At 60.2% G+C, this 11,814-nt stretch carries 9 protein-coding genes; 7 read left to right on the plus strand and 2 right to left on the minus strand.

The genetic code is table 11. From position 1 onward, the window contains the following. Positions 1–142 precede the first annotated feature (142 nt). From gshA to BFP89_RS06200, 7 genes are all read left to right on the plus strand, one after another. A complete protein-coding gene (gene gshA / locus BFP89_RS06170; protein ID WP_065884642.1) occupies positions 143–1,726 on the plus strand; it encodes a glutamate--cysteine ligase in 1,584 nt (527 codons plus the stop codon). 237 nt (positions 1,727–1,963) lie between these two features. Then, complete coding sequence (tauA, locus tag BFP89_RS06175; RefSeq protein ID WP_065884643.1) at positions 1,964–2,941, plus strand: taurine ABC transporter substrate-binding protein; 978 nt, start codon at positions 1,964–1,966, stop codon at positions 2,939–2,941. 18 nt (positions 2,942–2,959) lie between these two features. Further along, a complete protein-coding gene (gene tauB / locus BFP89_RS06180; protein ID WP_065884644.1) occupies positions 2,960–3,739 on the plus strand; it encodes a taurine ABC transporter ATP-binding subunit in 780 nt (259 codons plus the stop codon). After that, complete coding sequence (gene tauC / locus BFP89_RS06185) at positions 3,736–4,572, plus strand: taurine ABC transporter permease TauC (protein ID WP_065884645.1); 837 nt, start codon at positions 3,736–3,738, stop codon at positions 4,570–4,572. The genes tauB and tauC overlap by 4 nt, the downstream gene beginning before the upstream one ends. A 14-nt stretch (positions 4,573–4,586) precedes the next feature. After that, positions 4,587–5,423 (plus strand): taurine dioxygenase, encoded by an 837-nt coding sequence (tauD, locus tag BFP89_RS06190; protein ID WP_065884646.1) that lies wholly within the window; start codon positions 4,587–4,589, stop codon positions 5,421–5,423. Between the two features lie 191 nt (positions 5,424–5,614). Continuing rightward, positions 5,615–7,216 (plus strand): hypothetical protein, encoded by a 1,602-nt coding sequence (locus BFP89_RS06195; RefSeq protein WP_141689044.1) that lies wholly within the window; start codon positions 5,615–5,617, stop codon positions 7,214–7,216. 35 nt (positions 7,217–7,251) lie between these two features. Further along, positions 7,252–8,166, plus strand: coding sequence for a hypothetical protein (locus BFP89_RS06200; RefSeq protein ID WP_065884648.1), 915 nt, complete (start codon positions 7,252–7,254; stop codon positions 8,164–8,166). A gap of 65 nt (positions 8,167–8,231) precedes the next feature. Here the strand turns inward: BFP89_RS06200 and mgrA are convergent, their stop codons facing one another. Next, positions 8,232–9,269, minus strand: coding sequence for an L-glyceraldehyde 3-phosphate reductase (gene mgrA / locus BFP89_RS06205; protein WP_065884649.1), 1,038 nt, complete (start codon positions 9,267–9,269; stop codon positions 8,232–8,234). A gap of 150 nt (positions 9,270–9,419) precedes the next feature. Further along, entirely contained in the window at positions 9,420–11,381 is a 1,962-nt protein-coding gene (gene betT / locus BFP89_RS06210; protein ID WP_163001547.1) for a choline transporter BetT, read from the minus strand. Positions 11,382–11,814: the final 433 nt, after the last annotated feature.

Below are 11,814 nucleotides of genomic sequence, written 5' to 3' on the forward strand. Positions count from 1 at the left end.
CCAATTCATGGAGTGAAGTAGGCACATTCAGAGCGGGTCCTATCGACTCAGAACCAGGCGATCACGCCAGTTTCAACTTCACCCTTGTAGACCGTCTTGACCACCCCCATATTGGGGCGACTGACGCGTGAAGGAATCCAACTTGAGCGAACTTCTCAACCGCCGCCTGGCCATGCTCGGCAAGCGCGAACACCTCTCCCTGCTAGAGCACTGCCTGCATGGCATCGAGCGTGAATGCCTGCGCGTCACCAGTGAGGGTCGCCTGGCCCAAACGCCGCATCCGGAAGCCCTGGGCGCCGCGTTGACGCACGAACAGATCACTACCGACTACTCGGAATCGCTGCTGGAGTTCATCACTCCCGCACTGCCCGACCCGGCCGATACCCTGAGCAGCCTGGACAAGATCCATCGCTTTGCCTACACCAAACTGGGCAGCGAATACCTGTGGAGCCCCTCGATGCCGTGCCCGTTGCCGGCCGAGGAAGATATTCCGATTGCCTACTACGGCACCTCCAATATCGGACAGCTCAAGTACGTTTACCGCAAGGGTCTGGCCCTGCGTTATGGCAAGACCATGCAGTGCATCGCCGGCATCCATTACAACTTTTCGCTGCCGGAACAGCTGTGGCCGTTGCTCAAGGACGCCGAAGGCTTTGTCGGCACCGACCGCGACTATCAATCCACCGCCTACATCGCGCTGATTCGCAACTTCCGCCGCTACAGCTGGCTGTTGATGTACCTGTTTGGCGCCTCGCCGGCCCTGGACGCAGGCTTCCTGCGCGGTCGTTCGCACCAGCTTGAAGTGCTCGACGCCGATACCCTGTACCTGCCGTACGCCACGAGCCTGCGCATGAGCGACCTGGGTTACCAGAGCAACGCCCAGGCCGGCCTCACGCCGTGCTACAACGACTTGGCCAGCTACACCGACAGCCTGCGCGAAGCGGTGGCAACGCCCTACGCGCCCTATGTCGAAGTCGGCACGCACAAGGACGGTGAGTGGGTGCAGCTCAACACCAATATCCTGCAGATCGAAAACGAGTACTACTCCAACATCCGTCCCAAGCGCGTGACCTATACCGGCGAGCGGCCGATCCAGGCGCTGATGGCGCGCGGCATCCAGTACATCGAAGTGCGCTGCCTGGACATCAACCCGTTCCTGCCGATGGGCATCGATCTGCCGGAGTCGCGCTTTCTCGATGCCTTCCTGCTGTTTTGCGCGCTGAACGACAGCCCGCTGTTCGCCAATAACGAGTGCGGCAACGCCACATCCAACTTCCTCAGCGTGGTCAAGGAAGGTCGCCGTCCGGGCCTGCAATTGCAGCGTCAGGGCCAGGCGGTGGACATGAAGGAGTGGGCCACCGAGCTGCTGGAGCAGATTGCGCCTCTGGCCGCCCTGCTCGATGAGAGCCATGGCATCACTGAACACAGCCAGGCGCTGGACGCTCAGTTGGCCAAGGTCAACGACCCGTCACTGACGCCTTCGGCCCAGGTGCTGGAAGCGATGGCCGAGCGCAAGGAAAGTTTCGCGCAGTTCTCGCTGCATCAGAGCGAGCTGCATGCCGAGTTCTTCCGCAAGGAACCGCTGCCGGCCGAGGAACAAGCGCGCTTTGAAGAACTGGCGCGTAAGTCGCTGGCGCAGCAGGCCGAGCTTGAGCAGAACGAAGTGGGCGATTTCGATGTGTTTGTCGGGTCGTACCAGGCGAGCATTCTGGCCATCAGCAACTAAACCTTATGTGGGAGGGGGCTTGCCCCCCGATAGCAGTGTGTCTGCCACTCAATCAGTGACTGAACCACCGCCATCGGGGGCAAGCCCCCTCCCACATTTGCCCTGCATCAGGCTCAGGAATCGCTGCAACCCTTCTCCTCATAAGCTAATGCGAAAATGTTATTTATTTTCGGATTCTTAGATCATTTAGTCTCCTCACACGCCGCCTCCCTGGCCGCCTGATCGAGGAGCTTCCCTTTGAAACTGCCTATTCCACTGCGCTTGCTGGCGGCGTTGTCCCTGGCCGGTGCCAGCCTGTTTGCCCAGGCGGCGGATGTGACCGTCGCGTACCAGACCACCGTAGACCCGGCCAAAGTCGCCCAGGCCGACGGCGCCTATGAAAAAGCCATCAACGCCAGGATCGACTGGCGCAAATTCGACAATGGCGCCGATATCATCGCCGCCATCGCCTCGGGTGACGTGCAGATCGGTTACCTCGGTTCCAGCCCGTTGACCGCTGCAATCACGCGCAAGGTGCCGGTGCAGACCTTCCTGGTCGCCACCCAAATTGGCGGCGCCGAAGCCCTGGTGGCGCGCGATGGGTCGGGGATCAACAGCCCCCAGGACCTGGTCGGCAAGAAGGTCGCCGTACCGTTCGTGTCCACGGGGCACTACAGCCTGCTGGCCGCGCTGAAGCACTGGAACATCGACCCTTCGAGCGTGACCATCCTCAACCTCGCACCACCGGCCATCATCGCCGCCTGGAAGCGCGGCGATATCGACGCCACCTATGTGTGGGACCCGGCCCTGGGCGTGGCCAAGGAAAACGGCAAGGTGCTGATCACGTCCGGCGAACTGGCCAAGTTCGGTGCGCCGACCTTCGATGCCTGGATTGTGCGTAAGGACTTCGCCGAGAAGCATCCGGAAATCGTCACGGCCTTCGCCAAAGTCACGCTGGATGCCTACGCCGCTTACCGTAAAGACCCACAGGCCTGGCTCGCCGACAAAGCCAACGTCGACAAGCTGGTGAAGCTCTCCGGCGCCAAGGCCAGCGATATCCCGCTGCTGCTGCAAGGCAATGTCTACCCGCTGGCCGCTGACCAGGTCACCCTGCTGGGCGCACCGACCACCCAGGCTGTCACCGATACCGCCGCGTTCCTCAAGGAGCAAGGCAAGGTCGACGCGGTGCTGCCGGACTACGCCCCTTACGTCAGCGCCAAGTTCATCACTCACTGATTCAAGGAGTTCATCGCGATGGCCTTGCTACAACTGGAGCGCATCAGCGCACAGTACCCAGGCGCCCCGGAACCGGTACTGGCGGATATTTCACTTGAGCTTGGCCCCCGGCAATTGCTGGTGGCCCTGGGTCCCTCCGGCAGTGGCAAGACTTCGCTGTTGAACCTGATTGCCGGCTTTGTCGAGCCCTCGGCCGGGCGTATTACCCTCGATGGCGTGCCGGTCCAGGGTCCTGGCGCCGAACGCGGCGTGGTGTTCCAGGACGATGCCCTGCTGCCCTGGCAGGACGTGCTGGCCAACGTCGCCTTCGGCCTGGCGCTGGCCGGGGTACCGAAAGCGCAACGTGAAGTGCGCGCCCGTGAAATGCTCGCGCTGGTGGACCTCAGCGGTTTCGACAGCCGGCGCACCTGGCAACTCTCCGGCGGCCAGAAGCAACGCGTCGGCCTCGCCCGCGCCCTGGCGGCGGACCCGCGCGTATTGCTGATGGACGAACCCTTCGGCGCCCTCGATGCCTTCACCCGCGAACAGATGCAGGAATTGCTGCTGCAAGTCTGGCGACGCACGGCCAAGCCGGTGTTCCTGATCACCCATGACATCGAAGAAGCGGTGTTCCTCGCCACGGACCTGATCCTGCTGGCGCCCAACCCAGGCCAGATCGTCGAGCGTCTGCAGCTGGATTTCGGCCAACGCTACGCGGCCGGCGAATCGGCACGGGCGATCAAGTCCGACCCGCGTTTTATCGAAACCCGCGAACACGTACTGGGCAGAGTGTTCTCGCAACGGCAGGTGTACGCATGAGCAGCTATGAACTTCCCGCCCCAGCGGCCAAGCCGCTGACCCATGCGGTTATTCCGGCACGCCGCAGCCTCGCTACGCGGTGGATCAGCGTACTGACACTGGTGGCATTGCTCGCTGTCTGGTGGGCGGTAACCGCCAGCGGCTTGATCGAACCCCTGTTCCTGCCGCCGCCCTCTGCCGTGCTGCAAAAAGGCTGGTTGCTGGCGACATCCGGCTACATGGATTCGACCCTTTGGCAGCACCTGGGCGCGAGCCTCAGCCGCATCGGCCTGGGCCTGGGTTTCGCAGTGCTGACGGCCGTGCCGGTGGGGATTGCCATCGGCGCCAACCGGATCGCCCGCGGCATTCTCGACCCGCTGATCGAGTTTTACCGGCCAATCCCGCCGCTGGCCTATCTGCCGCTGATCGTGATCTGGTGCGGTATCGGCGAGCTGTCCAAAGTGCTGCTGATTTACCTGGCGATCTTTGCGCCGATTGCCATCGCCACCGCCACCGGTGTACGCACGGTCGACCCGGCCAAGTTGCGCGCCGCGCAGTCGCTGGGCGCCACCCGTGCCCAACTGATTCGTCATGTGATCCTGCCAAGCGCCCTGCCCGACATCCTCACCGGAGTACGTATCGGCCTGGGCGTGGGCTGGTCGACCCTGGTTGCCGCCGAATTGATTGCCGCCACCAGCGGCCTGGGCTTCATGGTGCAGTCGGCGGCGCAGTTCCTGGTCACCGATGTGGTGGTGCTGGGCATCCTGGTGATCGCACTGATCGCCTTCGCCATGGAAATGGGCCTGCGCGCCCTGCAGCGTAAATTAGTGCCGTGGCATGGCCAGGCACACTGAGTGATGAACGTTAAATGAGCAGCCTGACCGTTACCCCTTTAAGCGCTGCGCTTGGCGCGCAGATCAGTGGCGTCGATATCACCCGGGCGCTGAGCCCTGAAGAGCGCGACGCCATCGAACAAGCACTCCTCAAGCACTCGGTGCTGTTCTTCCGTGACCAGCCGCTCACCCCGCAGCAGCAGGCACGGTTTGCGGCGAATTTCGGTGACCTGCATATCCACCCGATCTACCCCAACGTGCCGGAACAGCCCGAAGTGCTGATCCTCGACACTGCCGTGACCGATGTGCGTGACAACGCCGTGTGGCACACCGACGTGACCTTCCTGCCCACGCCTGCCCTCGGCGCGGTGCTGAGCGCCAAGCAGTTGCCGGCATTTGGTGGCGATACCTTGTGGGCCAGCGGGATTGCGGCGTATGAGGCGTTGTCCGAGCCGTTCAAAGCCTTGCTCGATGGCCTCACCGCCACCCACGACTTCACCAGATCCTTTCCGCTGGAGCGCTTCGGCAACACCGCCGAAGACCTGGCGCGCTGGGAAGAAACCCGCCGCAAAAACCCGCCGCTGTCACACCCGGTGATACGCACACACCCCGTCAGCGGGCGCAAATCGCTGTTCGTCAATGACGGCTTCACCACCCGAATCAATGAACTGGAACCGGCCGAAAGCGAGGCGATTCTCAAGCTGCTGTTTGCTCACGCCACCCGCCCGGAGTTCACTATTCGCTGGCGCTGGCAGGAAAATGACGTGGCGTTCTGGGATAACCGCGTGACCCAGCATTACGCGGTGGATGACTACCGTCCACAGCGCCGCGTCATGCACCGGGCAACCATCCTGGGCGATGCACCGTTTTAATCCAACTGCCTCGAATGGCGAAAAAACCGTTAATTTCAAGATTTTTCCTATGGAAAAATGTGGCTCACGACACTCTCTGTAACTCGTCAAGCACTCACTTTCAGGAACGCACAAGGTAAGGCTCACCACTGACATCGTGCGTCCAAAACGCCTGCGCAGTGAACCCTTACCTGAATCCATTGAGTGCTTAAATGAATATCTCAACCGTATCGCCGTGGCTGAACGCTTTTGCGTCACAGCCTGCTGAACCCGCCCCTTCAGCCACAGGCACAACACTTGAAACACTGACACCGCCCACCGCCGCGCCCGACAGACGCGAAAGTTTGCTCGCCTTGTTAAGCGAGCTTGAAAATTTGATGACCACACTCCACAAGGCCCTCGGCGCCACGCCCGTCAAGCCTGGTACACCCGCAACCGTTGCAGCGACCACCCACTCAACGGTGCGCCCTGATAGTACGCAGTACCTTTCAAATAAAAAGGACAAACAAAAACCCGACGACGTATTAGGTGGCCTGTTCTTTTCGCCCCATGAAACCTACCGCTCACTGACCACACCGCACAGTTCTCATGTCGCGGGGATCAAGTTGGCCATGCAGCACTTTGGTCAAAGCCCAACCGATATTTACGCTCAGGTCACGCCCCTGAATAACGGGTTCAATGTGACGATGAGAGATGGCTTCACATTATTCATCTCGCACAAAGAGCTGGACCTTGCCAAAGAAGGTTCGCAACTGCTGGGCAACGAAGACATGCTGAAAGACGCCAACTTTCTGTATGCGACCCTGGTCAAGCGAAAACAGCTACAAAGCAATGACCCCGCCGAACAAGCGAGTTATCCCATGACCCTGCGCAATACCAATAAAGGCGAACATGCCGGCAGCGTATTGAAGCTCATGGGCCTGGAAAACCATATGAAAGAGGTTAAGTCCGAGTCACTGGGCACGGGTCAAAAACCGGGTATCACGGTTGTCTCGAATAGGGAGTCCATGCTGGTTGTCGACGGTCATGAGGATTTCCACGGGACACCTTCGAAGTTAAGGCTGAAAAAGCCGGCCTACATACTGTCGGACTTACCCGCAGCCACAAGGCTGGACGAACCGTCCACTGACTCGCGTCCTGCGCGGGTTGCGCCTCCCCCCCCGCAAACCAACGTCAAACCCCTTGTAACGCCGCTCGACCCTCCCTCCCCCGGCGCGATGCCGGATATTTCCTCGAAGAGAAACGGTGAACGTCCAGCCAATATATTGACTGGCTTGAGTAGCACACCTCAGGGCTTTGGCGAGTTTCGCGACACGCAAGCCTACGTTGACGCAATAAAACTGATGATGATGACGTTCGGGCAAAGCCCCACCGATTGCTTTCAACGGGTTGCCGCTGCAGGAGACGGCTACGACGTGACGATGAGAGATGGTTATGAAGTGCATGTTTCTCGCCAGGAGCTACAGCGGGCCGGGCAAGCCTTGAAACTGTCCGGTGACGACAGCGAGCTGATAAAGGATGCCAACTTCATGTTTGCGGCTTTTATGAAACGTCAGCAGTTGGAACATGAGGATCCGGTGGCAAGGTCCGACTTCGAGACGACCCTCAGTGATGCGATCCAGAATGGCCGGCATATCAAACCTGTCCTGGAAAATATCGGCATGATCGGCCATATGCGCCATGTCCATGTGAGTGAACTGGAAGACCAGGATACCGTCGGGTTTCTGTACGGTTTTGGCTTGGTTCTGGGCGATGAAAAGGCGCATCAGTATCTGCCTTATGAGGGCCACGGCTACGTGCTCGACCCTCACTGAATCGCTCACTCACACTACTGAATACGAGGCGGCCCATGTTACTCAACACAGCCAGCGGCACCGCAGCGCTTAATACGTCAATACTTCCCGGTCTCTGCGCCGGCACAGGCGTGACGAACGCCAAGGCCCCGATGGAAACATCCGTCGCGGCCGGCGCGGAAAACGGCCAAAACCTTTACGCGTCTATCGTTCAACAACTGAACTCACTGAACAGCCTTCTCAAAACCATCACACAGCGCGCCAGCCCTGTTGCCCCTGCGGTTGACGCAGTACCTCATCAGGTTGATCGCGATCCGCCGGCCCCTTTGCCCACTGTCGCCTCTCTGGACAAGCCCCGGCCTGACGAGAGCCCATTTATGTCTTCGGTGCCGATCGGCACCAAGCCCGAGGATATCTGGCGTGGGTTCTGGCAGGGCATTGAAGGCAATTGCGTCACGGTGTCGGCGATCAAGCTGGCGATGATGAAATACGGTCATCACCCACAGGGGATTTTCAAACTGATAACCCCGACAAAAACGGGGTTCGAGGTGACAATGCAGGACACCTTCAAGCTGCACATATCCCACGAAGAGTTAATGCTGGCGAGGACCGGCAGCGGCTTTCAGGGCGAGGACCCGGACGTGCTCAAAGACGCAGTATTCCTGTATGCCGCCAGCGCCAAGCGGGCTCAGATGAAAAATCACGAAGGCAGCGCCAAGCGCAGCTTCAAGGACGCAATGGCCTCATTGAATGACGGGGAAATGCCGGGAGATGCCACTAATCGCTTGGGCCTACATGCCAAACGGCGCTGGACCAACCCGGCTCAACTGGCCAAAGAAGGCCTGGGTACCGCAGACGCCGGTGGGCACTCGGTCGCCGTGATTGACGGTTACGCAGACCTCTATGGGAATAAGGTCAAGCTGTCTGAGTCGGGCTTCCAAGATGCCCGGCGAGTGCTAACCCTGCGCTGAGCAAACAGCTGCAGTGTGCCTGCCACGATAAAGGTCGGCGCCTCTATCGAGCAGGCACGCTGACGTTACTCAGCCATTGACGGTTTTTCCCACAGATTGATCCCGCCTTCCTGGGCGAACCGATCGATCTGCGCCAGCTCTTCGGCGCTGAAGCTCAAGTTCTTCAACGCGCCGACGTTTTCGATGATCTGCTCCGGCCGGCTGGCGCCGATCAGCGCGCTGGTCACCCGTGGATCACGCAGGGTCCAGGCCAGCGCCAATTGCGCCAGGCTCTGGCCGCGACGCTGGGCGATCTCATTCAGGGCGCGCACGTGGGCAATGTTCTCCTCGGACAGGTGCTGGGCCTGCAGCGAGCCACCCCCCGGACGATTCACCCGGGCATCGGCAGGAATGCCGTTGAGGTATTTATCGGTGAGCAGGCCCTGAGCCAGCGGCGTGAAGGCAATCACGCCGGCGCCGAGTTCGTCGGTGGTGTCGAGCAGGTCTTTTTCCACCCAGCGGTTGAGCAGGTTGTAGGCGGGCTGATGAATCAACAGCGGCACTTTCCACTCTTTGAGCAGAGCTGCCATCTCACGGGTCTTTACCCCGGAGTAGGACGAGATACCGATGTACAACGCCTTGCCCTGCTGCACGGCGGTGGCCAACGCACTGGCGGTTTCTTCCAATGGCGTGTCGGCGTCGAAACGGTGCGAGTAGAAGATATCCACATAATCGACGCCAAGGCGCTGCAGGCTCTGATCCAGGCTCGCCAGCACGTATTTGCGCGAGCCGCCACCCTGGCCATAAGGCCCGGGCCACATGTCCCAGCCGGCCTTGCTGGAGATGATCAGTTCGTCTCGGTAGTGCTTGAAGTCTTCGCGCAGCAAACGACCGAAGTTGATCTCGGCGCTGCCGTAGGGAGGGCCGTAGTTATTGGCCAGGTCGAAGTGATTGATGCCCAGGTCGAACGCGGTGCGCAGCAGGGCGCGCTGGGTGGCGATCGGGGTGCTGTCGCCAAAGTTGTGCCACAGCCCCAGGGACAGTGCCGGCAGCACCAGTCCACTGCGGCCTACGCGGCGGTAAGGAATAGATTCATAGCGGTTTTCGGCAGCAATGTACGTCATCGAATCCTCTCTGGGCGTTGGGGCAAAGAAGGCCTGGGAATAAGGTTATTCCCAAGCCTTTAACCCGCTGAATCGCTTAAGTCTGCCTTTCCCTTTTACAGCAAAGACCCACTTGAGAGGAACGCTATTACGTGCATTTATGCGCGCGAATCAGCGCACCAGATGCAGGAACTGCAGGTGCCGCTCGTACTGGTCGAGGATGTCGTTGATGATCTGCTCCTTGGTGTAGCCCACCAGGTCGTAATCCTGGCTGCCCTCACGCAGGTGCACTTCGGCGCGATAGTAGCGGCGGTTGTTGATCTCTTTGGAACCCATGCCGCCACGGGCGAACGATGGCGTGAAATAGCCACGCATCTGCACCTGGTAGATGAACGGATGCTCCTCGCCATGGCCGATTTCCAGGCTGACGCTGTCGTTGGCCGGGTCTGGCTGGGTGACCACGTTCAGGCCCTTCTCGACAAATACGGCCGTCACTTCTTCGATGGCCGGGCGCACCGTCGACTCGAGGAAACGGTACACCTCGTCGCGCGACGGAAAATGCACGGCCTGGCTCAGACGCTGGCGCCAGCCGCCACGGCCTTTGCGCGACGCCGAGATCGGTGCCAGCGAATGCAACTGGGCGATCTGCTTTTGCGATTCGAGATAGAACGCTTTGTGCAGCCCCCACATCATCAGCAGCAGGATCAGCGAGAACGGCAGCGAGGTCAGCACGACCGCTGATTTCAACGAGTCGATACTGCCGGCAAACAGCAAGGCGCTGGTGACCAGGGCGGTCATCGCGCCCCAGAACACGCGCAGCCATTTCGGCCCGTCTTCATCGGCGTTGCCGCCTTTGGACGACAGGGTCGACAGCACCACTGTGCCTGAGTCCGCCGAGGTCACGAAGAATACGAAGCTGATAAACACCGTGACCGCAATCACGGTTTTACTCCACGGGTAGGTTTCCAGCAGCAGGTAGAGGCTCATCGACGGCTCATCGATGGCCGACTGGCCCAACGCGGTCATGCCATGGTTGAGCACCTGGTCGATGGCGCTGTTACCGAAGATCGACATCCACGCCAGGGTGAAACCCAGCGGGATCAGCAGCACGCCAAACACGAATTCGCGGATGGTGCGGCCACGGGAAATCCGCGCGATGAACAGGCCCACGAACGGCGACCATGCGATCCACCAGGCCCAGTAGAACACCGTCCAACCGCCCAGCCAGTCGCTGGGTTTGTCGTAGGCGTACACGTCGAAACTCTTGGTCGGCAACGCACCAAGGTAGTCGCCGATGTTCTGGATCAAGGTATTGAGCAGGTGCTGGGTGGGCCCGGCAAACAATACGAACAGCAGCAGTGCGCAGGCCAGCAGCATGTTGATGTCGGACATCACCCGCACACCCTTGTCGACACCGGCCACGGCAACGATGATCGCCGCGCCCATCATCAAGGTGATCAAGCCCACCTGGATCCACTGCGTATGGGCGATGCCGAACAGGTAATCCAGGCCGGAGTTGAGGTGCAACACGCCAAAACCCATGTCGGCCCCCAGGCCGAATACCGTGGCAATGATGCCGAAGCCATCCACCGCGTAACCGATCGGGCCATTGATGCGCTTGCCGATCAACGGGTACAGCGCCGAGCGCAACGCCAGCGGCAGGTTATGCCGGTAGGCGAAGTACGCCAGGGCCATGCCGACAAACGCGAACACGCCCCAGCCGTGCAGGCCCCAGTGCAGGAACAGGACCTGCATGGCCTGGCGCGCCGCATCGGCATTCATGGCCTCGCCCTGGGGCGGTTGCACCAGGTGCGTCAGCGGCTCGGAGACACAAAAGAAAAACAGCGTGATGCTGATCCCGGCGGCGAACAGCATGCCGGCCCAGGACAGGTAACTGAATTCGGGCTCGTCGTGGTCGGCACCGAGTTTTATCTTGCCGTAGCCCGATAGCGCGGTGACCACCACGAAGACCAGATACAGGGTCATCGCCAGCATGTAGTACCAGCCGACCGTATTGGCCGCCCAGTTTTGCGCCGCCAGCAGCCAGGCACCGGCCTGTTGCGGGATAGCGATGACCGTGATGCCGAACAGCAGGATGGCCGTGGCGGCAAAGTAGAAAACGGGCGCATTCATGCGCACCAGACCGCTGGGAGGGGTGGACGATGCACTCATGAACGACGCACCCCCGAGGTGTGAAATGTGGCTGTCAATAACGGACTCAGCAAAGGTAAGCCTCCTGTTGTGAGCGGGCAGCGAACCACCGGTTTAACTTGAACGAGCGTTCAAGTTAAACATGAATGGGCGGTCTGGGACTAATTTCGGGGCTGAGTGGTAGACAATTCCTACACTAGCTCAGGGATTGGTATGACGGGTTACGGGGGCAAATCGTTCAGCGACGTGAAGGTGAAATGCATTCAAATGTGGGAGGGGGCTTGCCCCCGATGGCGGCCTCAGGGCCGACCACGATGTTGAATTGGGTTGAGTACATATCCGTTTCTGCGGTAACGGCTGCTAATGGTTCCGCTTTTACAGCGGCTCACTTTTGAAAAGCGCAAAAGTAAGCAAA

Source organism: Pseudomonas sp. 31 R 17, from assembly GCF_900004915.1.
Taxonomy (GTDB): Bacteria; Pseudomonadota; Gammaproteobacteria; order Pseudomonadales; family Pseudomonadaceae; genus Aquipseudomonas; species Aquipseudomonas orientalis_A.